The sequence below is a fragment of the Caballeronia sp. INML3B genome, from assembly GCF_023631305.1.
Lineage (GTDB): Bacteria > Pseudomonadota > Gammaproteobacteria > Burkholderiales > Burkholderiaceae > Caballeronia > Caballeronia turbans.
In genome coordinates, this window is sequence record NZ_JALQDI010000084.1 from 1 (window position 1) to 25236 (window position 25236).

The window sequence follows — 25236 nt, forward strand, 5'->3', positions numbered from 1 at the left end:
GCAGTCGAAGGATCAGGAACGTGCGCGGCGCGTGGCCATGAAAATGCGCGCGGGCAGCGTCTACGTGAATTATCCGGTCTGGGATGCGGGCTCGCCGTTCGGTGGCTACAAGCAGTCGGGCAATGGGCGCGAATATGGCGAGTGGGGACTGGAGGCGTTTCTCGAAGTAAAGGGGATCGTCGGTTACGGGGCGTAGTCGGGCATGTGCGTTGCCGGCTCGCGTCCGTCACGCGCCGTGCCACGCAACACATCCGCCACGCGTTCCGCGATCATGATCGTCGGCACGTTTGTGTTCGCGCACGGAAGCGACGGCATCAGCGATGCATCGCACACGTACAGGCCTTCTATGCCATGAACCGCGCCGCGCGCATCAGTTACGGCCAACGGATCGTTCGATGCCCCCATGCGGCACGTTCCCGACGGATGCCAGGTGCCGCCCACCGAACGCTTCACGAACGCCGTCATCGCGTGATCGTCTTCGAGCAGTTCGTCGATGGTCACGCCCTGCGTCACGACATGCTTGATCAACCGGCCGCGCAACGGTCCCGCGAGATCGAGCAACGCGCTCAACGCGCCGCGCTGCACCGCGTTCCATGTTCCCGGAACAGCCACCGCGGCCACGCGTGGCGAATAACTCGACGGAAAGATCGCATCGCGATACGCATTCATCGATGGCGATGACAAAACGGAAGCGCCGAAGCGCAACGCAAGCTTGAGCCGTTCGAGATCGCGCGAATCGGAGAGCATGGCGAAATCGACATCGGGTTCATCGAATGCACTCGCTGACGCAAGCGTCACGCGCCCGCGCGAATACGACTTGTTGACCCAGAAGAAGATCGTTCCCAGTCGATATCCAACCGAGTGCCAGCCAGAGCGCGACAGGATCGCGCCATGCATGTCGCCTGGAACGGTATTCGGCAAGCCGGAAGAGAAGCGCACGATCGCCTGCTCGTGATGTTCGTCCGGAAACGGCGTGCGCGCTGCGCGCGGGAGATATGCGGACACGGCAATCGACGGATGCTCCATCAGATTGCGCCCGACGCCCGGACGATCAGCGAGTACATGGATGCCGAGCGAGGCGAGTTCATCGGCGGGACCGATCCCGCTTCGCATCAGCAATGCAGGACTATGAATCGCACCCGCCGATACGATCACGCGATGCGCCTTCAGTTCTTCACGTGTGCCGTGCGCGTTCACGATGCGCGCGCCGATTGCACGCTTGCCGTCGAACAGAATGCGCTCGACGACTTCGCCGGTGCGTATCGTCAGGTTGCTGCGTGCGCGCACGGCATCGTCTAGATAGCAGACTGAAGTCGGAATGCGTTCGCCCTGCGCACTGACCGCGATCGAACCGATGAAGGTGCCGTCTTGCCAGGGCCCGTTCTGATCATCGTGCAATGCATGACCGCTTTCGGCAAGCGAGCCAAGGACCGCGCGCACGAATGGCGATATGCGCGGCCATGCCGTTCGCTGGATACGCACGGGGCCATCGCTGCCGTGCAATGCGCCGCTGAAGTCGCAATCCGTTTCGAGCGCGCGAAAGTAGGGCAGGCATGTTTGCCAGTTCCAGCCCGATGCGCCGAGCGCTTCCCATTCGTCGTAGTCGGCGGGAGCGCCGCGATTGGCCATCAGTGCGTTGATGGCCGAGCCGCCGCCCAGAAGACGTGCCTGTTCGTAGCGTCGCATGGCGGCGCTGCGGCTCATGCGCGCTTTCAACGTTTGCCAGATGTTGCGCGCGTCGAGATACGCGCGGCCCGGATAACGGCTGCGAATGGCATCGGGCATCGTGTGCGCGGAGATATCGCGGCCCGCTTCGACGAGGCATACGCTCGCTCGCGCATCTTCGGAAAGGCGCGCGGCCAGCACGCAACCAGCGGAGCCGCCCCCCAGAATAAGATAGTCGAACACGTGAGGCACTCAAAGCCGCACTACTGCATGAACTTGAGCCAACGCGCCTTCGCCTGAATGCCCGGCTCCGACGCCCACCAATCCTCCGACAGCAGCGCCTGCTTCGCCGCATTCGCTGGCGCGCTCGGCAATTCGGCGGCGCGTTTGTCGGTGATCTTGCCGGTTTTGAATGCTGCCGGATTCCCCGGGCCGTAGTCGATATACAGCGGCAGATTCGCCTGCAATTCCGGCGATAGGGCCGCGTTCAGGAAGCGCACGGCATCGTTCAGATTCGGCGCGTTCTTCAGGATGCAAAGCTGCGTGTTCTGCAGAATGCCGTCGTTGAACGTAAAGGCGACGTCCGGATCATCCTTCATCACGGCGCTTGCGCGGCCATTCCAGATCATCGTCATATCGACTTCGCCGTCGTGCAGCAATTGCGCGGACTGTCCGCCCGAGGTCCACCATACGGTGATGTTCGGCTTGATCTCTTCGAGCTTCTTGAACGCGCGGTCCACGTCGAGCGGATAGAGCTTGTCGCGCGGCACGCCATCGGCGAGCAGCGCGGCTTCGAGCACGGTCATCGGATCGTTGCGCAGCGCGCGCGTGCCGGGAAAGTTCTTCACGTCCCAGAAGTCCTTCCAGCTTTGCGGCACCTTCTTGAGCGTCTTCTTGTTATAGCCGATGACGGTCGAATAGAACTCGTACGCGACCGAATAAGGCGTGCGGTATTTCTCCGGGACCGTTGCCGCGTTGGGAATCTTCGAAAAGTCGAGCTTTTCCACCAGACCTTCTCGTCCGCCGCGCAGGCAGTTGGAAGGCGGCGTATCGACGACGTCCCAGATCGGCTTGCCCGTCGCGCCTTGCGCCTTGATCTGTGGCCACGCGTCCGGAATGCTGTCCTGATTGATCGTGATGCCGAGCTGTTTCGCGGCGGGGTCGAGAATCGCCTTGGTCTGCGCTTCCTGATACGCGCCGCCTTGCGACACGAACGTGATCTTGCCCGCCGCGGATGCGGGCGCCGCACTTGCGATGGAGAGCAGCAACGTCATGGCGAGCGGGCGAACGGGGAAGTGCGTGCAACGGAACCTTGCAATGTTCATCACGGCGTTTTCCTCGACAAGGTTGAAGCGGATGTCTTGCGGATCGCGCGATCCCGCTTGCTTCGACCGAAAGCGAGGACGGCGCGTGGATGACTAAAAATATATTGAGTCAAATACGCGGCGGCAACGCCGGAATTGTTGGAGCGACCATGACCTGATGTTATGTCAGTGCAATGGTCGCATCCCGTCGCGCCTTAAGAAGACGTTTGGCGCAACTGTCGCCTTGCTCTGTCGAGATTGCTTTGCGCTTCCGTGTAACACGCAATAGACAAACTGATGCCCGTGCAACGTTGAATCGAATTGCTCGCGCTAGTCTCGCCGAGGCTAGGATTCCCGGGCGACCGGCAGATAGAGAATCACGCCGGGATCGAGAGATTGCCCCAGCGGGCGCCGAACGAAGTGATGGGTTTCTGCTAGCGCTCCCCGATCAGCAGCGCGGTGCATCGCCATCAGCGTCGCGCGGGACGCTGGCGCGCGCTCGGCGCGCGCTTGCGATTCGCTTCGGCATATTCGCGGATCATGTCCGTCAGCGCTCGCAGCCCGGCTGGCACGTGGCGCCGTCCGGGAAAGTAGAGGCAGAGCCCGTCGAGGGGCGGCGCCCAATCTTCCAGCACGCGCACGAGCGTTCCGGCCGCGAGTTCCGTGCTCACGTTCCATTCGGTCAGGTACGCGAGCCCGAGCCCCGCGCGCGCTGCAGCGAGCATCAGGCCGGGTTCGTCGAGTGTGAGCGTGCCGTCGCCGTGGATGCGCAAGGTTTCGCCGTGACGCTCGAACTCCCATTGGTAGATGGAGCCGCTCGGCATTCGGCTGCGGATGCAGCGGTGCGCCGCCAGATCCGCGGGCGTGCGCGGCGGCGGGTGTCGGCCGAAATAGTCCGGGCTGCCGACTACGGCGAAGCGCTGCCGTTCGCCAAACGGCACCGCGATCATGTCTTGCGGCACGGATTCGCTCAGACGGATGCCCGCGTCGAATCCTTCGACCACGATATCGATGAGCCGGCCTTCGGTGACGATATCGAGCTTCATGTCGGGGTAGCGTTGAAGGAATGCGATGAACAAGCGGCATCACCTGACGCGCCGCGCCCGCTGATGTATTGATGCGCAAGGTGCCCGACGGCTGGTCGCGGAAGCTGCCCGCCTGATCGAGCGCATCGCGGATGGCCGAGAGCGCGGGCGCGACGTTCTGCACGAACTGCGCGCCCGCCTCCGAGAGCGACACGCTGCGCGTCGTCCGGTTGAAGAGCCGCACGCCGATGCGGGCCTCGAGCGCGGCGACCGCGTGACTCAGCGCGGACGTCGAGATGCTCATCTCCCTTGCCGCCGCCCGGAAGCTGCGATGCCGCGCGACCGCCAGCACCGCTTCGAGCTCTCCCATTCCAGAGGTCTTCATTGTGCTAAATCGTTCAATAGGTCATGCCGGATTGTACGGCTAGTCGAATTAATCGAAACGCCTTATCTTCGTTTCAAGTTAATGACTAACGAAACGAATCATGCAGATCATCGACCGAATCTATATAGACGGCGCTTTCGTCACGCCGCACGGCGAGGAGCTTTTCGACCTCGTCAATCCCGCCACTGAGCGTGTGATCGGCCGCGTGCGGCTCGCCGACGCGCAAGACGCGCGCCGCGCCGTCGCGGCGGCGAAGCGGGCATTTTCAGCGTTCTCCCGCACGGACAGGCGCGAGCGCATCGACATGCTCAAGCGCCTGCACGCCGCCGTCGTAGCGAAAGAAGATGCGCTTTTCGAGGCGATCGTCGAGGAGTATGGCGCGCCGGTATCGCGCGGGCGCTGGATGGCGCGGCACGCGAGCAACGTGCTGATCGAGGCGGCTAGCGTGCTCGAAGACTACGCGTTCGTCCGTGAGGCGGGAACCGCCAGGGTGGTGATGCAGCCGCTCGGCGTGGCCGGGCTGATCACGCCTTGGAACAGCGACGCGGGCTTCATTTGCGGCAAACTCGCGGCGGCGCTCGCGGCCGGCTGCACGGCGGTCGTCAAGCCGAGCGAGATGAGCGCGATCCAGACGCGCGTGGTCACCGAGGCGCTGCACGACGCGGGGCTCCCCGCGGGGGTGTTCAACATCGTGACCGGGCGTGGCGAGACTGTCGGCGCGGAGATCAGCGCGCATCCGGATATCGCCAAGCTGTCGTTCACCGGCTCGACGCGCGTCGGCAAGACCATTCTGCGCACCGCCGCTGACACGCTCAAGCGCGTGACGCTGGAACTGGGCGGCAAGTCGCCGACGATCGTGCTCGACGACGCGGACTTCGATGCAGCCGTGCCGCTCGCGCTCGATGCAGGTTTCATGAACAGCGGGCAGGCATGCATCGCGGGCACCCGCATCCTGGTGCCGCGGGCGCGGCTCGCGGAGTTCGAGCATAAGATCGTGCGCGCGGTCGCGCAGATCCAGTCGGGCGATCCGCGGGATCCGCGCACGGGCATCGGACCGATGGTCAGCGGCAAGCAATGGGAGCGCGTGCAGCACTATATTCGCATGGGCATCGAAGAGGGCGCGCGGCTGATTGCGGGCGGCGAGGGACGTCCGGACAACGTGGGCGCGGGCTGGTTCGTGCGTCCCACGCTCTTCAGCGACGTGCGCAACGACATGACCATTGCGCGCGAGGAGATCTTCGGGCCGGTGCTGTCGATTATCGCGTATGGCGACACGGAAGAAGCGATCGCCATCGCCAACGACACGCCCTACGGCCTGCAAGCCTACGTGTGCTCATCCGACACGGTGCGCGCGAACGCCGTTGCCGCGCGCATCGAAGCGGGGCGCGTGCTAATCAACACGCTCGCTCACGAGCCCGCCGCCCCGTTCGGCGGCTTCAAGCAATCGGGCATCGGTCGCGAATACGGTGCGTTTGGGATTGAGGCATTTCTCGAGCCGAAGGCGCTGCTTGGCGCCCGCTAGCGCTCAGCCCGACGCCGCGCGCGCCGTTTCCTCGCCGAGCAGAAGCGGCAGTTCCAGCAAGGTGCGATGCGCGCCGCCCTTGCTATGACCGCGCCCGTATACGTTCCGGGGCTCTTTGCTGCCGGGACGCTCGACCTTGATGGCTTCGGCGCCGGGTGCCGCGAGGCAGCGCCCCACGTACGGGCCCGCGAGAAAGTGGCTGTATGGAACGACTTGACGAGCACGACGACCAGATCGACCGTACCGGCCTCGGCGGCGCGTCTCGTTGCGCGGACCATGACATGCCGCGAACCGTTGGCGTCGTCGACCCGCAAACCTTCGCGGCGGATGGGTTCGACATGCGCGACCGATCGGTTGAGCAGCCACGTCTCGTGACCGGCTTCGGTAAGCGCAGCGCCGATGGCGCAGCCCAGTGCGCCGGCACCCAGCATCGCAATCTTCAATGGTCTCTCCTTGAATGGCGTCCACGATACGAGTTGCTGTTCATATCGGCAATGCAATGGCTACAATGACATCATTGCATTGGGCGATAACACCATGTCTTTCGCCTGAACTGCCATTGTGCAGGTTTGATGCTGGAAGGCCGCAAGGGGGCGTGAGTGTGAGCTCGCTGATGCCGGGAGTTGTAGTCCTGCGGCGCCACGCCGCCAACGTCAGCAATCCGCTTGGCTGCTGACGTAGAACGCGGCTCGTTCCAACGTCCGCACTTCTGACTAACGGATCGCATAAGTCTCTCAACTGCAATAGTTATTCGGAAAAGCGCGCATAGCATCCGGGAAACGCTTCGTTTGATCGGGGTGGGGACGAACGTACCATCATTCGTTCAACCTTTTCCCGATCATCCCCGCCCCGCATGCCCATGAACGTGCCCCGCTATCCTTCTGCTGCGCTACGGCTCGATGCCGGCGCGCCTTCCGAATGGGACGAAAAGCGTACCAACGATGCCCGCGCGCTCGTCGACCTGCCGACCCGCGAAGCGGCGCAGCCAGGAGCGCTCGCGTTAAGCGCACTGCGTTCGCGCGGTCTGCGTATCGGCGTGCCGCTCGCGTTGATCGTCCTGTGGCAGCTTGCCTCGTCGCTGCAACTCGTCGCGCCCGAGACCTTGCCGCCGCCGACGGTCATCGTCGCGGCACTGAAAGAACTGATCGCGGACGGCGAACTGCAAAGCGCGATTGGCGTGTCGCTCGTGCGCGCGGCGACGGGCCTTGCCATCGGCGGCGGTATCGGTCTTTTGGCCGGCCTGTTCGCGGGCCTGTGGCGCGTCGGCGAAGAGATCGTCGATGCGCCGCTGCAGATGCTGCGCACCATTCCGTTCATTGCCCTGATTCCGCTCTTCATCACTTGGTTCGGCATCGGCGAAGGCGCCAAGGTCGCGGTGATTCTTGCGGCCACGATCTTCCCGATGTATCTCAACACCTACGCGGGCGTGCGCGGCGTCGATCCGAAATTGCTCGAAGCGGCGCGAGTGTTTGGCCTGTCCAGCCGGCAAGTGGCGCTGCGCATCATTCTGCCGACGGCGCTGCCGTCGATCCTCGTCGGCGTGCGCTATTCGAGCGCCGTCGCCTTGCTCGCGCTCGTCGTCGCCGAGCAGATCAACGCGCAGAACGGCATCGGCTACATCCTCGTGAACGCGAACCAGAATCAGCGCGCAGACATCATCATCGCGGGCATTCTGGTGTATGCGGCGCTCGGCATTATCACCGACCTCTTGATGCGCGCGCTCGAACATCTCGCTCTGCCGTGGAGGCCGCGTTTTGAACTCGCGTGACATGGAACGTTTCGACGCGTTGCATCAGCGCGAATCCGCGCTCGAACTCGACGGCGTGAGCCGCGTGTTTTCCGGGCGCGCGGTGCTGAAGGACGTCTCGCTCGCCATCAAGCGTGGCCAGTTCGTCTCGATGCTCGGTGCCTCGGGCGCGGGCAAGACGACGTTGTTGCGCATCCTCGCCGGACTCGACCGCGCCGACAGCGGCCGCGTGCGCGTCGCGGGGGCGCGCTCGGTGGTGTTCCAGGAGCCGCGTCTCGTGCCCGCGAAGCGCGTATGGGAAAACGTCGTCATCGGCCACGACCGCCTGGGTGCGGCGAAGCCGTCCGCGCTCGCCGCGCTCGACGAAGTTGGCTTATCGCGCCACGCGCAAGGCTGGCCGAAGACGCTTTCCGGCGGCGAGGCTCAGCGCGTCGCGCTCGCGCGTGCGCTCGTGCGCGAGCCGAAGCTGCTGCTGCTCGACGAACCGTTTGCGGCACTCGATGCGCTGACGCGCATCCGCATGTACGAACTCGTCGCGCGTCTGTGGCTCGCGCATACGCCTGCGGTGGTGCTTGTTACGCACGACATTGACGAAGCCATTCTGCTTTCCGATCGCATCGTCGTGCTGTCGCAGGGCGAGATCAGCGCGGACGTGACGGTCGATGTTCCGCGTCCCCGTTCGCGCGGCGACGAGCAGGCCATCGCGTTGCGCGCGCGGCTGCTCGCGGAACTCGGCGTCGGCGACGATGCATTGCAGGCCGCGTCCGGAAACGCGGCATAAAGACTTCATCCACTCGGATCCCACCTTCATGCGCCTCAAGAAACGCTTCATCGCTTTATTTGTCACGAGCTTCGTCGCGGGGTCGTCGACATCGTTCGCGCAAGGCGAACCGCTGACGCTCACAATCGGCACGCAGGATGCCGCATGGCCGCTGATCGTCGAAGCGTCGCACGTGCTCGACGGTGCGCCGTACAAGGTCAAATGGGCCGTGCTGACCGGTCCGGCGGCGCAACTCTCCGCACTGTATTCGAAGGTGCTCGACGTCGGCCTGATGGGCGATACGTCGCTGATCATCGAACAGGGCAACGCGCGCACGCCATGGACCGCGGAGACCGCGCCGTTGCAGATCGTCGCGGGCTGGCGCAATCCGGACAACAGCTATCCGCCTATCGTCACGGTCGTGCGCAAGAGCGCCGACGTCAAGAACCTCGCCGATCTCAAGGGCAAGACGTGGGGCTATAACTTCGGTGGCTTCAACTATCTGCAATACGTGCTCTCGTATGTGAAGGCCGGACTCAAGCCCAAGGACTTCGAAGCCGTCAAGTTTGGCGACGGCAACGTATCCGCGTCCGCGTTCAATGCGGGGCAGGTCGCGGTCTATTCGGGCGGCTACGGCCCGGTCAAGGAAGCAGTGGACAAAGGCGATGCACGCGTCATCATCAAGAGCGACGAACTCGAAATTCCGGCGTTGTCCGTGTTCGCCGCACGCACCGACGTCCTGCGCGATCCGAAGAAGAGCGAGGCGCTCGGCGACTTCCTCGGCCGCCTGAAGAACTCGTGGACGTGGTGGGCGCAGAACGTGCCGGCAGTCGAGAAGATCTATCTCGAGAAGATGAAGCAAAGCCCGGCGCGCGCAAAGTTCTCCGCTGAAAACGGCCGTTCTCTGTTCTATCCGCTCGACAAGGAACTGGTGGCGCGCGAGCAGAAGATCGCGGACACGCTCTACAAATCCGGCGACATCAAGAATCAGATCAAGGTGGACGTGGAGTTCAACCCGGTGTTCGACAAGCAGGCCGTCGCATCGCACTGAAGCCTCGCAGAAACGGCGTGCCTCCGGTATCGAGGCACGCCGCTCGTCCTTTCGGCACCATCAGGCGTTGTCGAGCTTCGTGTATGGGTTCGCGTAAGTGAACGGATCGCAAATGAGATCGTTCAACGCATACTGCCCGACCGCGTGATATTTCCACCGCACGCTGTCGTGCAAAGTGTGCGTGCGCGCATTGCGCCAATGCCGGTCGAGATTGTGCTTCGAGAGCGTCGATTGCGTGCCCGCGAGCTCGAACAGCTTGTTCGATGCATCGAGCGCGAAACGCGTCGTGACGATCTTCGCTTCCGCCGTCGCGACGATGGCGAAGGCGACGGCCTCGCGCGGCGCATCTTTGTCGCGCGCCCGGTCGATCGACTCGGCGGCGCGCGCGGTCAGCGCCTCGGCCGCATGCAGATCGACCGTCAGTGCGCCGATGTCGCGAAGCGTGTACGGATCGCCGGTCGCATGCGATGCCCCGCTGCCGCGTGCCGGATGCGCGAGCGCGTGCAGTAAGCGCTTCGTCTCATCGAGCGAGGCGCGGCCGATACCGAGATCGATCGCCGCATGGAGCACCTGCGACACGGCATTGGCCGCATCGATATTCGCATGCCGTCCGCGCGCGACGATCTGCAGCGCATCGAGTTCGACCTCGTCGAGCCGCACCTGACCGCTCGCGGTCGTGCGCTGGCCGAAGCCCGACCAGTCGTCGATGACTTCGACGCCGCGCGCATGCCGCGCGACGAAGGCGGTCACGGGGAGGCCGTCGTCATCGCGCGCGGCGACAGGAATCCAGTGCGCGAAGAGCGCGCCGGTCGAATAGACCTTGCGCCCCGTCAGCACGAATCGGCCGCTGTTTGCGCAGCGGCGCACGCGTGTTTCGTGTTCCGAGGGCAAACGGTCGCCCGGTTCGGCGGTCGCATTGCCGAAGCGCTCCCCGGCGAGCGCGCGTGAAAAGAAGAAGTCCTGCTGACTCGGGGTGCCGTCGTGACGCAGCCGTTCGAGCGTCGCGAAGTGATTCTGCGGAATTTGCCCGAGCGACGAATCCGCCGCTGAGATCGTATCGAACACCTGCGTGATGGTGCGCACGGAGACATCGATGCCGCCGAATGCGCGCGGCACGCCGATGCCCCATAAACCGCTCGCGCTGAAGACTTCGACTTCGTTTAGCGGCAACCGGCGATCGCGATCGCGCGCGGCGGCGCCGACGGCAAATTCGGCGGCGAGACGCCGCGCGGTTTCGATGGCTTCGTCGTCCGAGCGGAGAAGCGCCGCGCGCGTGCGTTGCGTGTCCTGTGTCATGCGGTTCGTGTCCTTTCGATGTTCATGCGGCATGCGCCGACGACGCATACTGGCTGGCCGGCCGCGGCAGGCCGAGATGATCGCGCAGCGTCGTGCCTTCGTAGTCGCGGCGAAAGATGCCCTTGCGCTGCAGGATCGGCACGACGTGATCGACGAATGCGGCGAGGCCCGAAGGAAACACGTCTGCGTTGAGGTTGAAGCCGTCCGCGCCGCGTGCTTCGAACCATTGCTCGATATCGTCGGCGATCTGCTCGGGCGTGCCGACGATCATCCGGTGGGCGCCGGGGTTACGGTCGAGCAGATCGCGCACTGTGAGGTTCTCGCTCTTCGCGAGCGCGACAGTCGAGTCGATGAAACCGCGTGGCAGGTCCGAACGCGCGACCTTGCCGATGAGGTCGTAGGGCAAGGGCGCATCGATCGACAGATCGTCGGGCGCGAGGCCAAGCGCGCCCGCAAGCCGCGCGATTTCGCGATCGGTATCGAGCAGCGCATCGAGTTCGGCCTTGCGTTCGCGCGCCTCGCGCTCCGTTCCGCCGACGACCGGATACAGCCCCGGCAGCAGCAGGAAATGATCGGGATCGCGGCCATGCGCGCGCACGCGGTCTTTCATCTCCGCATAGAAGGCTTGCGCGGTCGGCAGCGTGGTCTGCGCGGTAAAGACGGCATCGGCAAAGCGTGCGGCAAGCGCACGGCCGCCTTCCGACGAGCCGGCCTGCACGAGCACCGGCCGTCCCTGCGGACTGCGCGGCACGGACAGCGGCCCGCGCACCGAAAAGTACTTGCCGCGATGCTCGATCGCATGCACACGCGAGGGATCCGTATAGCGGCCCGACGAGCGGTCGGCCACGAAGGCACCGTCTTCCCAGCTATCCCACAGCTTCGTCACGACCTCGACGAACTCCTGCGCGCGCGCATACCGTTCTTCGGTCGAGAGCGGAATCTCGTGGCTGAAGTTCGCGGCGGCGTGCGTGTCGTAAGTCGTCACCGCATTGAACGCGATGCGCCCGCCGCTCAGATGATCGACCGATGCGAAGCGGCGCGCGAGATTGAACGGATCGTTGAACGTGGTCGATGCCGTCGCGATCAGGCCGACGTGCTGCGTCGCGCTCGCGAGCGCGGTCAGCAGCACGGTCGGTTCCAGCGCCTGCGACGGGCCTTCGGCGTGATTGCGCAGCGACAGCGTATCGGAGAGAAACACCGCATCGAGCTTGCCGCGCTCGGCCGTCGCCGCGATCTCCTTGAAGAAGTTCAGGTCGATGATCGAACGCGGATTGCCGAGCGTGCGCCAGCCCGCCGGATGCCGCCCGACGCCGGTGATGTTCGTGTTCAGATGAAGTTGCCGCGGCCTCGTGGTGGTCATGTCGTCGTGTGAAGAGAGTTGGATCCAGCGAAGTCGCGACGCAGGCCCGCTTCTACGAGCAAGGGCAGCACAGCTTCACCGAAATAGGCGAGATCGGGTTCGAAGTCGAAAAAGGTCAATTGCACGCCGTCGCATCCGGCGCGTTTGAGCGCGACGAGCTTGTCGACGATCTGCTCGGGCGAACCGATCAGATGCAGATTGCCGCCGAGGATGCGCTGCTCGCGTTTGTGCTTCGCCCACGCTCGCGCGTCGCTCCGCCTGCCTTGCCCGACGAAGCCGTCGAGCGCGCCTTCATCGGCGTGCGCGACGATGGCGTCGCGGTACGCATGCGCCTCGCGCTCGGTCGGACGGCACACGATCGTCGGGTTGATCAGCGTGCGTACGCTCCGTTTCACGCGCGCGGCGCCGTCGCGAATCTTCGCGGTATGCGCGGGCAAGGCGCCGATGGCGTCGTCGAAATCCGCGCCCGCCGGACTCGTGATGAAAATGAGGTCCGAATGACGCACCGCATAGTCGATGCTGGCATCCGAGCCGGTCGCGTTGACCAGCACCGGACGGCGATAACGCGGGCGCGGGCTCACGAAGGCATCGTCGAGCTGCCAGCGCGGGGTGCGGATCGTCAGGTTCGCGTCGCTGCGCCAGAGCGTGTCGAGCACGCCGACGAATTCCGCCGCGCGTGCATAGCGCTCGTCATGCTCGATCATCGGCTGGCCGAACATCGCCCATTCGGTGGAGACGTGGCCGGTCACGAGATTGATGCCCCAGCGCCCGTTGGAGATGTGATCGAGCGTCGCGCCGAACTTCGCGAGATGCAGCGGATGCCAGGGGCCGTATAGCGCATGCACCGTCGAGATCAGCAGAATGCGCTCGGTGATCGCGGCGAGCGCGCTCGTCGCGATGAACGCATCGAGCGACTGCTCGCGATACTTCATCTGGCCGCCGTGGCCGTTCTTGCCGAGCCATTGCGCGAGTCCGAAGACGAGATCGAAGCCGAGCGCTTCGGCCTGCTTCGTCAGGCGCGCGTTGTAGTCGAAGCGCCAGTCGGTGCCGCGCGGCAGCGTCGAGATGGACCAGCCGCCGTTCTGGATCGGCAGAAAAAGGCCCAGAATCAGCGGCTGCTGGAACGCCGCGTGCAGCGGACTGCCTTCGATGTCCGCCGGGCCCGATGAGCCGTCGAACGCAGGGCTCATGCCGCACGCCCCGCGATTTCGGCGAGCCGTTCGCGGCTGCGGCGCGCGGTGGACGTTTCGAAGTCGAGCACGTCGATGGACGCGATCGCGTCGCGATTTACCTGTTCGACGAGTTGCAGTTCCCAGGCGAGGTACGCGTTCATTTGCGCGGCGACCTGATCCGGCTCTGCGTGATACGGGCTGTACCACGCGTCGTCGTCGCCGGTCAGGTTGCCGGCGTCGCCCGCCTCGTGCGGCAGCCCGAGCGCAAGCCAGCGGCGCGTGCCGCCGATCAGCGCGGACACGCCGCCGCGCGTCTGCGCGATTTCTGCCGCGACGAGTCCCGCGAGCACGCCGTCTTCGGACGTGAGCACGATCAGCGTGTCGCGCGGCAGATCGTTCAGATGCGCGAGAACCGCGCTCGCCGCGACGAAGCGCGCTCCCTTCACATGGGCGCGGCGGAATGCGAGGCTGCTGTCGATATCGATGGTCTGCACCGTGCCCGCTTCGATCTCGCGCAACAACGCATCGGCTTCTATCCAGCGCGTGCGCGCGCCGTGCGGACGCACGCGCACGGCCTGCGCACCGGCTTCGACGTGCTCCGCGACGAGCGACGCGCTCGCGGCATCGTCGAGCACGCGGACATCGAGATAGCCCAGTTGCTTGAGCCACGACGCAGTCATGCGCGCGCGCACGCCGTCGTCGTCGCGCAGCACGACGCGCGCATGCAGCGTGCCGACGTATTCGTCGGTCGCCTGCACGAGCTGTCCGCCGGGCGCGTTCTGCCAGCCTGCCGGATGACCCGCTTCATATTCGAGCGGATCGCGCACGTCGAAGCGATACAGCGTGCGTTCGCCGCTTTCGCGTTCGAGCGCGGCGAGCGTCTCGCGGTCGATGACCGGCACATACGCGCGGCGCGCAGCGGCGGCGGCGAGTTCGCGCGCGGTCGCGAGCGCCTGGCCTTCGGGGCGCGGCGCCGTGCGGATCTTGCCGTGTTCGAGCTCGAGGCCTTCGAGCAGCCACGACATCGAGCCGCCCGTGAGCGCGGCGACCGGGTTCGGCACGCCCGCATTGATCAGCGACTGTGCACCGAGAATGCTGCGTGTGCGGCCCGCGCAGTTCACGACGATCAGCGTATCCGGCGAAGGCACCGTGGCCAGCGCGCGATAGACGAGTTCCGCGCCCGCGCAATCGATGCCGCCGGGAATGCTCATCGTGTTGAATTCGCCGAACGGACGCGAGTCGAGTACGACGAGATCGTCGCCGGCATCCTGACGGGCTTTCAACGTCAAGGCGTCGATATTGGGCGTATGCAGCTTGTGCTCGATGACTTCGCCGAATGCCTTGCCCGGCACATTGGTGCCCGAAAAAATTTCGAAGCCCGCCTGCGCCCAGCCTTCGACGCCGCCTTCGAGTATCGCGACGTCGGTATAACCCCAGCGTTCGAGCAAAGCGGCTGCGCGCGGCGTGTACTCGCCGCTGGTATCGACGAGAACGATGGGTGTGCCAAGGCGCGGCACGAGGCGATCGATCAGCAGGCCGATGCGGCCCACCGGCGCAACAGACGAATAGAACAGACGCTTGCGCGCGCAGACGCCTTCCTCGCGCACGTCGAGCACGGCGAGTTCGGAGCGTTGAGCGATGAGCGTGCGCAACTGCGAGGCGGATACGGAACGGGACATGAGAGAAAAGTCCTTGAAAGTAGGGAGCGGTATCGAAAAATCAGGCGTAGGGCGGGCCGCCGCCATCGACATAGAGACGCGTGCCGGTGACGAAGCGGGCATCGTCCGAGAGCAGATACGTGACCGCCGCCGCGACGTCGCCGGGCGTGCCGGGGCCTTGCAGCGCGGTGAGACGCGTGGGTTCGGCATCGGCCTGACCGGTCGCCATCGACGCGAAGCGCGGGGTCTCGATCGGGCCGGGCGCGACCGCGTTGACGCGCACGCCATGAGGCCCGTACTTGCGCCCGAGGCCCTGCACGAGCAGATCGAGCGCGGCGTTGACGCTCGAACCGGGGAAATGGTTCGGCGGCGGTGCAATGCCGCCGCGGCCGGAAATCGCGACGATCGCGCCCTTGCCCTGCGCGATGAAGCGCGGCAGCGCCGCACGGATCGGCCGCACAGAGCCGAGCAGCTTCGCATCGATGACGCGTTGCCAGTCGTCGTCGTCCAGGTCGAGAAAGTCGCCGAACGCGCCGACGTTCGTGCTGAGCACGAGGCCATCGAGACGGCCGAATCGTTGGTCGATGTGCGCAAAGGCCTCGCGTACGCGCCTGTCGTCGGCGACGTCCACGGAAAGCGGGACGACGCGGGGCAAGTCCGTGAAGAGCGGGGCATCGACGTTGCGCGAGGACGCGACGACATGCGCGCCCCCGAAAGCGAGTCTTCGCACGACGGCCGCTCCGAGCGCGCCGAATGCGCCTGTGACCCAGAAAACCCGGTCATTGAACTGGTCGTGACTGGACATGGACTGAACATGGAATGAAAGCTCTCCATGTTGGTCGCTCGTCTCGCCAGGACGAACGGATCATTTCGCGAAAGCTCTGCATGACGGGTCCACTGAGGTATCCACGACAGGCGTAATGGGTTTTGCAGCGACCGCTCAAATTGCTTAGCTGATTAACTTGGTTGGCGCGATGCGGCCTCTCTCCTAGTGTGTATCGCTGCGAAATGCCGGCCGGGACAAAGAGCGCGCACCATGAACAGACATCTCCATTTCAACGCGTTTCACATGAATGCACCCGCGCATTCGTGGGCCGGCTTCTGGCGGCATCCGCGCGACCGTTCTCTCGAACACAACACGCTCGACTACTGGGTCGAGCTTGCACGGACTGCCGAGCGTGGCCTGTTCGACGGCGTGTTTCTGGCCGATGTCTTCGGCATCTACGACGTCTATGGCGGTGGCGTCGACGCGACCCTGTTCGCCGCTGCGCAATCGCCCTCGCACGATCCGATGCTGACGGTGCCCGCGATGGCGCATGCGACCAAGCACTTGGGCTTCGGCGTGACCGTCAATCTGACGTACGAGCATCCGTATCAGTTCGCGCGGCGCTTTTCCACGCTCGATCATCTGACCGGCGGGCGCGCGGGCTGGAACGTCGTCACCGGATATCTGGAGAGCGCGGCCCGCGGCATGGGACTTGAGAAAGCGCGCGAGCACGATGAGCGCTACGCGGCGGGCGAGGACTTCCTCGAAGCCGTCTACAAGTTATGGGAAGGAAGCTGGACGGACGGCGCGGTCGTGCGTGACAAGCGCACGGGCAAGCCGTACACGGACCCGTCGAAGATCCGCCGCGTGTCGCACGAAGGGCCGTACTTTCGCGTCGATGGCTTCAACCTCGCGGAGCCCTCGCCGCAGCGCACGCCGGTGTTGTATCAGGCCGGGGCATCGGGACGCGGCAAGGCGTTCGCGGGCAAGCACGCGGAATGCGTGTTCCTCGAAGGCCAGACGCCTGCCATCGTCGCGGCGGCGGCGCGCGACATCCGCAAGCATGCCGTCGATGCCGGCCGCGCTCCCCACGACGTGCTCCTTTATCTCGGCGCGACGGTCGTGGTGGCCCGTACATCCAGGGAAGCGCGCGAGCTACACGCCGAATACGCGGAATATGTCGATACGCCCGGTCAACTGGCACTCGTGTCGGGATGGACCGGCATCGACTTCGCGGCGATGGATCTCGACGAGCCGATCCGCTTTGTCAAGAGCAACGCGCTGCAATCGACCGTCGAAAACCTGACGAAGCGTGCCGGGCGGCCGATCACGCCGCGCGACATGACGCGCTTCGATCAGATCGGCGGCCGCGGCCCGTTCATTGTTGGCGATCCGCGAGAAGTGGCGGATCAGCTCGTCGCGTGGGCCGATGAAACGGGCGTCGATGGCTTCAATCTGCGGCGCACGGTCATGCCGGAGAGCCTGCATGCGTTCGTCGATCTGGTCGTGCCGGAGTTGCAGAGCCGCGGCCGTTACCGCGCGGCCTATGCGGACGGCACCTTGCGGGAGAAGCTGTTCGCGGGCGGCGGGCCCCATCTGCGGGACACTCATCCCGGTGCGCGTTATCGGGCGGCCTGAGGAGCGCCGCCCGCGATGCGGTGCGCAACTGCCTGGGAAAGTCGCGCGCTTTTCTCAGATCACGAAAAAGCCGTGCGTGCCGTCGCGGTCCAGTTGCGCGACGAGGCCATACTCCCAATCGAGATACGCCTGCATGGCTTCGCGCGCATTGCCGACGCCCTCATAGGGACGGCGATAACGATCGATGGGCGGCGATGCGAGCTGCGACGCTCCGCCCTCGGTCGGCAGTGCCGCGCGTGTCCACGCCGCATTGCCGCCATCGAGCACGGACACAGACTTGCCGGTCAGTGCGGCGACATCCGCGGCGGCGAACGCCGCCAACGCGCCCGAGCCGCAGGTCAGCACGTAGCGCCGCGCGTCGGGCAGATTGCGCAAATCGTCGTAGCCGGGCGCGAGGTGCGAACGCAAGATCCAGTGCGCCGCGGGAATATGCGCTTTCACGAACTTCGCGCTTGGCGCGACGTCGAGCAGCACCACGCCGTGCGACGGATCGTCGAGAAGCGCGGCAAGGGCCTGCGGCGAAATCGTCGGTAAAGGCGCGGGCTGCGGCCGCTCGGGACGATACGGGCCGGTTTCCGTCAGGTCGCCGCGATTCGCGCCATCGACGACATAAGTTTCGATGTTCATCTGCGCGAGCCATGACGCGGTCATGTTCGCGCGCACGCCGTCGTCGTCGAAGAGCACGACGCGCGCGCCGTGCACCGGCGCATACATCTCCGTTTCCTGCACGAGCTGGCCGCCGGGCGCGTCCCGAAAGCCGGGCGCATGGCCGGCTTCGTAATCATCCGGCGTGCGCACGTCGAAGCGATACGTCGTGCGCGATGCTTCGCTCGCCCAGCGCGCCGCTTCGTCTAGCGAGGTGCGGCGCACGCCGGCGCGCGTGGCGAGCGCGTGCGCCGACCGGCGCGATGCATCGAGCGTATGCGGATCGCGTCCTGCATCGATATCGAAGCGCCGTTCGCTGCCGTGTTCGAGGGTCTTTCCCGCGAGCGTCCAGCCGATCGTGCCGTTGCGCAGGGCTGCGACGGGGTTCGGCAGCTTGGCGTTGACGAGCGATTGCGCGCCGATGATGCTGCGCGTCCTGCCCGCGCAGTTCACGACGATGCGCGTCGCCGGATCCGGCGCGAGCGCACGTGCGCGCAGCACCAGTTCCGCGCCGGGCACGCTGACGCTGCCGGGAATGTTCATCGTGCGGTATTCGCCGAAGCGGCGCGCGTCGAGCACGACCACGTCCGCGCCGCTCTTTTGCAAGGCGTCGAGCGCTTCGGCCGAAAGCGATGGCGTGTGGCGCCGCGCTTCCACGAACTCGCCGAACGCCTTGCTCGGCACGTTGACGTCGCGGAACACTTCGCCGCCTGCGCGAATCCAGCCGTCGAGGCCGCCCGCGAGCAGCGCGACCTGCCTGAAGCCGAGTGCGGCGAACCGCTCGAAGGCGCGTGCCGCGAGTCCTTCGCCGTCGTCGAACAGCACGATCGGCACGTCGCGGCGCGGCAGGCGCGTGCAGGCATCGAGTTCGATGCGGGCAAGCGGAAAATTCGCTGCGAACAGCGGATGACACTGCGCGTGCGGATCTTCCTCGCGCACGTCGAGCAGGGCGAGCTCCCCTTTGGAAAGGAGCGTTTCGCGCACGTCTTCATACGTGCGCAGCGGATAAGAGGTCATTCCGGCAGATTCGATGTGACGGGTTTACTGGACGTTCACGCGGCGTTCGAGCCAGCGCGTGAAGCGCGAAACCGGATAGCAATACGCGAAGAACACGACGAGCGTGGCGACATACGTGAGCACCGTGAAGCTGGAACGCGCGACCGTGCTGCTCGCGATCTGCGCGGTATCGATCAGATCGTGGATGCCGAGGAGCGAAGACAGCGCCGTGCCCATCGTGATGATCGCATACACGTTCGTCCACGGCGGCAACATGCGGCGCGCGCATTGCGGCAGCACGATATGCGTGACGCTCGTGCGCAATCGACGCGCCGCGGACTTCGATGCGCCGCCACGCGCGCAGGCATGGATCGCGCCGCCGGTGGCCGCGCAACGATTGCGGGAGGGCGCGGCGGGCTTCGTCGCGGGATCGAGCGCGGCGTACCGGAAGGGTCATCCGGCGGGCGCGGAGTGGGTCAACCGCGCGCGTCTCGATGCGGTCATCGACACGTTGCGCGAGAAACAGGCCGCCGTCGTGTTCGGCGACGACGACACGCTCGCTTCGCTCGTCGCGATCGATCTGCGCGAACGCGTGCCGGACGCGCAGATCGAATGCGTGCGCGGCGGCGTCGCGGCGTGGCGCGCGGCCGACTTGCCGGTGGATGCCACGCCGCAGCATCCCGCCGACGAAGCGCGGATCGACTATCTGTTCTGGGCGCACGATCGTCACGAGGGCAACGTCGCGGCGATCACGAAGTATCTGCAATGGGAGGAGCAGTTGCCCGCGCAAATCGGCGATGCTGCGCGCGCCGGTTATCGTCTGCACAGGCCGCGTTGATGCGGGCGCGTCGGGTGGCGCGCGCTAGCACGCCGTGGCCGATCGAGAGCCTTTTCCGCGCACGGAGGATCAGTAACGATCGTCAGCGTCGCGCGGGATCGTCGTCAGAAGCGTTCTCGTGAAAGATCTCCATGTCGACGGTTCTGCCGTCATCGCCGAACGCGCGCGGCGCCCGGCGCAGCGCGCGCGTCTTCCACCAGAGATAGCCGACGACGATCGTGCCGACCCCGAAGAGGATGGCGAGCAGGATCAGCGACAGCATCGCGGCCGCGACGAGCACGATCACGCTCAGAACGACGGCCAGCGACCGGCCGAGCCAGCCCGGGCCGCCGGCCTGGGTTTCATTCTTGTAAGCCACACGCCGTGGCGATTCGCCGTTCTCCATTACTTGTTTCTCCGCTGCGGTTTGACGACTATCGGAATGCGGCGATCAGCGATCCTCCGCCTGAATCCGAGCCGCTGACGTTGTGCGTGCAAACGTCCTCAATGATAAATCGCTTCGGAATACGCCGATGTTTGCCTCCGCCAGCGCATTCACGGATGCTCGCGCGATGAGGGTAATCCCGCACTCGCAAGCGTCGTCCGCACGGCAACCAATTACCGTCGAACGAGTCGGATCGTGTGAAACGTGACGCGCCGCGTGACGCCGCGCGCCTGGCGCTCGTCGATTAAGGCCCGACGTTTTCTCCAACGCTGTTACCGGTAACGTCTGCGATTGCACGAGCCACCCAACAGTCGCTATACTGGCTCCGCGATCGAGTGGCCTGACCACTACGATTGGCCTGACCGCAGGACGAATCAAGCAGACAGACTGGAAGCGTCGCATCGGCACTCCGTCGATGCGCCCGGAAGGGGCGTGCTGTAGATAAAGTCGCTCAGCGCCTCTCGACAAGAAAAATGAAAGGAGACGACTCGATGTTCCGTAAAGGAGTGCAGGTGAGAGCCGCGCTGGCGCTCGCCGCTTGCGCGCTCGCAGGCGGCGCGCACGCGCAGGTCGCGACCGGCGACACCGCGCAGAAGAAGATCGCGTTATCGAACAGCTTCGCGGGTAACGCGTGGCGGCAGTCGATGCTCAAGAGCTGGAGCGCCGTCGCCCAGCAGGCGGTGGCCGACAAGAAGATCGCGGCCGCGCCCGCGTTCACGACCGCCGAAAATCAGGTGACGGAACAGGCGCAGCAGGTTCAGAACCTGATCTTGCAAGGCTATAACGCGATCGTCATCGACGCGGTATCGCCGACCGCGCTCAACGGTACGATCAAGAAAGCCTGCGCCGCGGGCGTGGTCGTCGTGTCGTTCGATGGCGTCGTCGACGAGCCGTGCGCGTATCGCGTCAATTTCGACTTCAAGGGCTGGGCGGAGCAGGGCGTCGACTATCTGGCGACGAAGCTCGACGGCAAGGGCAACATACTGGAAGTGCGCGGCGTGGCAGGCATTTCCGTCGACAACCTCATGCACGAGGGCGTGCTGGAAGGGCTCAAGAAGCATCCGGGGCTCAAGCTCGTCGGCTCCGTGAACGGCGACTGGACGCAATCGGTCGCGCAGAAGGCGGTGGCCGGCATTCTTCCGACACTGCCGCAAGTCGATGGCGTCGCCACCGAAGGCGAGATGTCGTTTGGCATCGCGCAGGCGTTCAAGGCCGCGAATCGTCCCGCGCCGCCGATGATCATCGGCAGCACCTATCCCGAACTGCAATGGTGGAGCGAGCAGGCGAAGACCGGTTATGAGTCGCGCTCGCTGTCGAATCCGCCGGGCGCGGTGTCGTTTGCGTTCTGGGTCGCGCAGCAGGTGCTCGCGGGCAAGAAAATCCCGAAGGAAGTGACGATCAACGTGCCGCTGCTCGCCATCTCGCAACAGGCGTTGCCGGCGAAGCTCGCCGCGACGCCACCGGGCGGCATCGCCGATGTGACGTACACGCTGCCGCAGACCGTGGCCTTGCTCGACAAGAAGTAAGCATGTGACGTCGCCACGCATGGAGGCATGTGAATGAGCGCAACACCCGGCACAGAGGAACAGCGCGCGCTGATTCGCTTCGAAGGCGTCGGCAAGACCTTCGGGCGGGTGCGCGCGCTCGCGGACATCGACTTCGCATTCATGCGCGGCGAATGCGTGGGTATCGCGGGACACAACGGCGCGGGCAAATCCACGCTCATGGCCGTGCTCGCGGGCGTGTATGCGCCGACGCAGGGCCGCATCGAAGTGGACGGCCAGAACGCACCGCACTACGACGCCAACGCCGCGCGCGAAGCCGGCGTGCGCTGCGTATTTCAGGAGCTTTCACTGTGCGCAAACCTGACGGTCGCGGAGAACATGACGATCGTGCATCCGCGCTTGCGCGGACGCGGCTGGCGGCGCAGGGCCACGGCGCTCATGCGCGAGAAGCTCGAAGAAATTTTTCCGGGTAACGGGCTCAAGGGCAACGAACTCGTCTCCGATCTGACGCTCACGCAACAGCAGATGGTCGAGATCGCGCGCGGGTTCACGGTGACGGACGCGCCCGTACGTCTCGTGATCCTCGACGAGCCGACGTCCTCCCTCGATGCCCATACCGCCGATCAACTGCTCGCCTTCGTGCGGCGCGCGGCGCAGCGCGGCATCACATGCCTGCTCATCACGCACATGCTCGGCGAAATCGAGCGCGTCGCGGATCGCGTCATGGTGATGCGCGACGGCGGCATCGTCGGCGTGCTGCCGGGCAGCGAGGCGAACCGGGCGTCGATCATTCAGGCGATGGGCCAGCATCTCGAAGCGGAGAAGACGCCGGCCGCCGCGCGCATGCGCAACGAACAGCGCGACGAAAAGCCTTTTCGCTGGCACGTCGGCGCGAGGAAACATACGTCGATCGAGGCGTCGCGCGGGGAGATCGTCGGATTCGCGGGACTCGCCGGGCAAGGTCAGACTGAAGCGCTGCTTGCCATCTACGAGGCAGCGACGGGCCACGGCGCGGGGCGCATGAAAGCCGCGTTCGTGGCGGGCGATCGCGGGCGCGACGGCGTGTTCCCGGTGTGGTCCATCGCGCAGAATCTCGATTTGCGGTGGCTCGTCGGCGGCGCGAAACGCAAGCACGGTCTCGTCGATCTCGCGGCGGCGCGCGCGCTCGTGGAAGCGTGGCGCGCGAAGATCGGCATACGCGGCGCGCCGATGAGCGCGGGCATCCTGTCGCTTTCGGGCGGCAACCAGCAGAAGGTGCTGTTCGCGCGCGCGCTTTCGTCGGACGCGCAGCTCATCCTCATGGACGATCCGACGCGCGGCGTCGATGTCGGCACCAAACGCGACATCTACCGGCTCGTTCACGACGAAGCCGCGAAAGGCCGCACCTTCATCTGGTACACGACGGAAAACGAAGAGCTGTCGCATTGCGACCGCACGTATGTTTTTCGCTCGTCGGCGGTGACGCGCGTGCTGCATGCCGACGAATGCACGGAAGAAGCGCTGCTCGCCGCAAGTTTCGAGGAGCAGGCCGCATGACATCCGCGCGCATCACGTTCCGGGACACGCAAGCGCGTCTGCGCGCGCTGCTTCCCGCCATCTCGCTCGTCGCGGTGCTGGTGCCGATTCTCGTCATGCAACCCACGGTGATGAGCTATTTCGGATCGAGCCTGCTGCTCAATCTCGCGGTGCCGATCGTGCTGGCCACACTCGCGCAGCTCGCGATCATCACCGTCAACGATCTCGACTTGTCCATCGGTCCGTTCGTGAGTCTCGTCGCGTGCATCGGCGCGACGCTGCTCGTCAAGCAGCCGTGGCTCGGCGCGCTCGCGCTCGCCGCCTGTGTGCTCGCGTATGCCGCCGTCGGCGCGCTGATCGAACTGCGCCAGATTCCGTCGATCGTCGTGACGCTCGGGCTGTCCTTCGTGTGGAGCGGGCTTGCGATCGTGCTGCTGCCTTCGCCGGGCGGCACGAGCCCCGGCTGGCTCGGCACGGCGATGAGCTATCAGACGCCGGTCATCGCCGCGCCGATCGTGTGGTCGGTGCTGATCGCCATCGTCGGACACATTCTGCTGATGCGCACGTCGGCTGGCGTGCGCATCCGCGGCGCGGGCGGCAATCCGCGCGCGATGCGGCGCTTCGGCTGGTCGCTCGTGCGCAGCAAGGCGACGCTCTATGGCATCGCGGGCGTGTTCGGCGTGCTGTCCGGCCTTTCGCTGCTCGGGCTCACGACGTCCGCCGACGCGAATCTCGCCCTGCGCTACACGCTGCTTTCGATTGCGGCGGTCATACTCGGCGGCGGCGAATTCGTCGGCGGGCGCGTATCGGTCATCGGCGCGGTGCTCGGTGCGATCACGCTCACGCTCGCGGCGTCGTTCCTCGCCTTTCTCAACATTTCGGCGGATTGGCAAGTCGGTATGCAGGGCGCGATCCTGATCGTCGTGCTGTCGTTGCGCGTGCTGCTGCAACGCGGGGAGCGGCAATGAAATCGCAGACATCGGGCGAAGCGCTCGCCAACAACGACACCGCGTGGGCGCGGCTCAAGGGCATTCAGGCGCCGTGGGCGTGGTCCTTCGTCGGCACCGTGCTCGTGTGGTTCGGCATCGTCGGCATCTTCGGCTTCGGCATCGCGAGCAATGTCGCGCAGACGGCCCTCACCTACGGCGTGTTCATGGTGCTGGTCGGTCTCGGGCAAATGCTCGTCATCACCTCGGGTGTCGGCAACATCGACCTATCGGTGCCATCGACGATCGCGCTCGCGGGCGTCGTCGGCATGCACGCGATGGGCGGGCTCAACGGCCAGATCGCGCTCGGCGTGGCGGCGGCGCTCGGCGTGGGCGTGGCGGTCGGGCTCGCGAACTACACGCTGATCCGGCTGCTGCGCATTCCGCCCATCATCGCGACGCTATCGTCGAGCTTCATCATTCAGTCGATCGCCATCACGCAGGGGCGTCAGCTTCCGCCGCCGCCGCCCGCGCTCGGCGCGTTCGCCACGAGCCGGCTCTTGTATGTGCCGTATATCGCGCTCGTCGCGCTCGCCTTGTCGGTCGCGCTTGCCGTGCTGCTTCATCGCGCCGTGTATGGGCGCAGGCTTTCGGCCATCGGACAGAATCCGCGCGCGGCGTGGCTTGCGGGCGTGAATGTGCATCGCACGCGGTGCCTCGCCTACGTGCTTTCGTCGATGATCGCGGCGCTCACGGCGCTTCTGCTCGCGGCGACATCGGGCGGCGCGTCGCTCGATATGGGCGTCGAGTACATGCTGATCTCGATTGCCGTGGTCGTGATCGGCGGCACGCTGGTCACGGGCGGCAAGGCGACGATCGTCGGCGTGTGGGGCGCCTCGATGTTCCTGTTTCTCACGAACGCCGCGCTCAACGCGGTCGGCGCCGATGCGGGCGTGCGCTCGATCGTCTACGGCGTGCTCATCATCGCGGTGACGGTCGCGGCTGGCGGAAAGCCGGCGCGCTGACATGGCAATCCAC

20 protein-coding genes and 4 pseudogenes are annotated in these 25236 nt (G+C 65.5%); 11 read left to right on the forward strand and 13 right to left on the reverse strand.

The window, feature by feature from the left end; all coding sequences use genetic code 11:
* Positions 1 to 196: aldehyde dehydrogenase family protein (locus tag NCS58_RS33380; RefSeq protein ID WP_143756294.1), on the forward strand; the 196-nt coding region annotated here is incomplete at its 5' end.
* Here the strand turns inward: NCS58_RS33380 and NCS58_RS33385 are convergent.
* The 3 genes and pseudogenes from NCS58_RS33385 to NCS58_RS33395 all read right to left on the reverse strand — a co-directional run bounded on the left by NCS58_RS33385 (position 184) and on the right by NCS58_RS33395 (position 4379).
* Entirely contained in the window at positions 184 to 1908 is a 1725-nt protein-coding gene (locus NCS58_RS33385) for a GMC family oxidoreductase (RefSeq protein WP_061116958.1), read from the reverse strand. The two genes, NCS58_RS33380 and NCS58_RS33385, sit on opposite strands and share 13 nt — an antisense overlap.
* 20 nt (positions 1909 to 1928) lie before the next feature.
* Entirely contained in the window at positions 1929 to 2990 is a 1062-nt protein-coding gene (locus tag NCS58_RS33390) for an ABC transporter substrate-binding protein (protein ID WP_061116959.1), read from the reverse strand.
* A 449-nt stretch (positions 2991 to 3439) separates the two neighbouring features.
* Positions 3440 to 4379 (reverse strand): annotated as a pseudogene (locus NCS58_RS33395) (LysR family transcriptional regulator).
* A gap of 100 nt (positions 4380 to 4479) precedes the next feature.
* Between NCS58_RS33395 and NCS58_RS33400 the strand changes: the two are divergent.
* Complete coding sequence (locus NCS58_RS33400) at positions 4480 to 5901, forward strand: aldehyde dehydrogenase family protein (protein WP_061116960.1); 1422 nt, start codon at positions 4480 to 4482, stop codon at positions 5899 to 5901.
* An 81-nt stretch (positions 5902 to 5982) separates the two neighbouring features.
* Here the strand turns inward: NCS58_RS33400 and NCS58_RS33405 are convergent.
* Positions 5983 to 6117 (reverse strand): annotated as a pseudogene (locus NCS58_RS33405) (CoA transferase); the annotation flags it as partial.
* Positions 6102 to 6344 (reverse strand): annotated as a pseudogene (locus NCS58_RS33410) (ketopantoate reductase family protein); the annotation flags it as partial. The pseudogenes NCS58_RS33410 and NCS58_RS33405, both read right to left, overlap by 16 nt.
* A 416-nt stretch (positions 6345 to 6760) precedes the next feature.
* On the opposite strand from NCS58_RS33410, the gene NCS58_RS33415 reads away from it, so the two are divergent.
* The 3 genes from NCS58_RS33415 to NCS58_RS33425 are packed head-to-tail and all read left to right on the forward strand — an operon-like array spanning position 6761 to position 9459.
* Positions 6761 to 7669 (forward strand): ABC transporter permease, encoded by a 909-nt coding sequence (locus tag NCS58_RS33415; protein WP_061117253.1) that lies wholly within the window; start codon positions 6761 to 6763, stop codon positions 7667 to 7669.
* 1 nt (position 7670) lies between these two features.
* Positions 7671 to 8429, forward strand: a complete 759-nt coding sequence (locus NCS58_RS33420) for an ABC transporter ATP-binding protein (protein WP_061116962.1) — start codon at positions 7671 to 7673, stop codon at positions 8427 to 8429.
* A 28-nt stretch (positions 8430 to 8457) separates the two neighbouring features.
* On the forward strand, positions 8458 to 9459 hold the full coding sequence (locus NCS58_RS33425; protein ID WP_061116963.1) for an ABC transporter substrate-binding protein: 1002 nt from the start codon (positions 8458 to 8460) through the stop codon (positions 9457 to 9459).
* Between the two features lie 60 nt (positions 9460 to 9519).
* Here NCS58_RS33425 and NCS58_RS33430 read toward each other — a convergent pair whose 3' ends face one another.
* The 5 genes from NCS58_RS33430 to NCS58_RS33450 are packed head-to-tail and all read right to left on the reverse strand — an operon-like array spanning position 9520 to position 15750.
* Positions 9520 to 10755: an SfnB family sulfur acquisition oxidoreductase gene (locus NCS58_RS33430; RefSeq protein ID WP_061117254.1), complete on the reverse strand. Its 1236-nt coding sequence runs from the start codon at positions 10753 to 10755 to the stop codon at positions 9520 to 9522.
* 22 nt (positions 10756 to 10777) lie between these two features.
* Entirely contained in the window at positions 10778 to 12115 is a 1338-nt protein-coding gene (locus NCS58_RS33435; protein WP_061116964.1) for an LLM class flavin-dependent oxidoreductase, read from the reverse strand.
* The gene (locus NCS58_RS33440; RefSeq protein WP_250539032.1) at positions 12112 to 13305 is read right to left on the reverse strand and encodes an LLM class flavin-dependent oxidoreductase; all 1194 of its coding nucleotides are present in this window, start codon (positions 13303 to 13305) and stop codon (positions 12112 to 12114) included. The genes NCS58_RS33435 and NCS58_RS33440 overlap by 4 nt, the downstream gene beginning before the upstream one ends.
* On the reverse strand, positions 13302 to 14966 hold the full coding sequence (locus NCS58_RS33445; RefSeq protein WP_061116966.1) for a rhodanese-like domain-containing protein: 1665 nt from the start codon (positions 14964 to 14966) through the stop codon (positions 13302 to 13304). The genes NCS58_RS33440 and NCS58_RS33445 overlap by 4 nt, the downstream gene beginning before the upstream one ends.
* A 40-nt stretch (positions 14967 to 15006) precedes the next feature.
* Positions 15007 to 15750, reverse strand: a complete 744-nt coding sequence (locus NCS58_RS33450) for an SDR family NAD(P)-dependent oxidoreductase (RefSeq protein ID WP_250478511.1) — start codon at positions 15748 to 15750, stop codon at positions 15007 to 15009.
* 231 nt (positions 15751 to 15981) lie between these two features.
* On the opposite strand from NCS58_RS33450, the gene NCS58_RS33455 reads away from it, so the two are divergent.
* Positions 15982 to 17349: an LLM class flavin-dependent oxidoreductase gene (locus NCS58_RS33455; protein ID WP_061116968.1), complete on the forward strand. Its 1368-nt coding sequence runs from the start codon at positions 15982 to 15984 to the stop codon at positions 17347 to 17349.
* Between the two features lie 54 nt (positions 17350 to 17403).
* Here the strand turns inward: NCS58_RS33455 and NCS58_RS33460 are convergent, their stop codons facing one another.
* Positions 17404 to 19011 carry a rhodanese-like domain-containing protein gene (locus NCS58_RS33460; RefSeq protein ID WP_061116969.1) on the reverse strand — a complete coding sequence of 536 codons (1608 nt, stop codon included), beginning with the start codon at positions 19009 to 19011 and terminating at the stop codon, positions 17404 to 17406.
* Between the two features lie 24 nt (positions 19012 to 19035).
* Positions 19036 to 19296: pseudogene (locus NCS58_RS33465) on the reverse strand (amino acid ABC transporter permease); the annotation flags it as partial.
* 10 nt (positions 19297 to 19306) lie between these two features.
* Between NCS58_RS33465 and NCS58_RS33470 the strand changes: the two are divergent.
* The gene (locus NCS58_RS33470) at positions 19307 to 19828 is read left to right on the forward strand and encodes a hypothetical protein (RefSeq protein ID WP_143756295.1); all 522 of its coding nucleotides are present in this window, start codon (positions 19307 to 19309) and stop codon (positions 19826 to 19828) included.
* Between the two features lie 82 nt (positions 19829 to 19910).
* Here NCS58_RS33470 and NCS58_RS33475 read toward each other — a convergent pair whose 3' ends face one another.
* On the reverse strand, positions 19911 to 20213 hold the full coding sequence (locus NCS58_RS33475; protein ID WP_086960825.1) for a hypothetical protein: 303 nt from the start codon (positions 20211 to 20213) through the stop codon (positions 19911 to 19913).
* Positions 20214 to 20743: 530 nt separating this feature from the next.
* On the opposite strand from NCS58_RS33475, the gene NCS58_RS33480 reads away from it, so the two are divergent.
* Genes NCS58_RS33480 through NCS58_RS33495 form a run of 4 tightly spaced genes read left to right on the forward strand, consistent with a single transcriptional unit; the run spans position 20744 to position 25223 of the window.
* The gene (locus NCS58_RS33480; RefSeq protein WP_061117255.1) at positions 20744 to 21778 is read left to right on the forward strand and encodes a substrate-binding domain-containing protein; all 1035 of its coding nucleotides are present in this window, start codon (positions 20744 to 20746) and stop codon (positions 21776 to 21778) included.
* Between the two features lie 33 nt (positions 21779 to 21811).
* Positions 21812 to 23293: a sugar ABC transporter ATP-binding protein gene (locus tag NCS58_RS33485; RefSeq protein WP_061116972.1), complete on the forward strand. Its 1482-nt coding sequence runs from the start codon at positions 21812 to 21814 to the stop codon at positions 23291 to 23293.
* Positions 23290 to 24240, forward strand: coding sequence for an ABC transporter permease (locus tag NCS58_RS33490; protein ID WP_061116973.1), 951 nt, complete (start codon positions 23290 to 23292; stop codon positions 24238 to 24240). The genes NCS58_RS33485 and NCS58_RS33490 overlap by 4 nt, the downstream gene beginning before the upstream one ends.
* A complete protein-coding gene (locus NCS58_RS33495; protein ID WP_061116974.1) occupies positions 24237 to 25223 on the forward strand; it encodes an ABC transporter permease in 987 nt (328 codons plus the stop codon). The genes NCS58_RS33490 and NCS58_RS33495 overlap by 4 nt, the downstream gene beginning before the upstream one ends.
* Positions 25224 to 25236 lie beyond the last annotated feature (13 nt).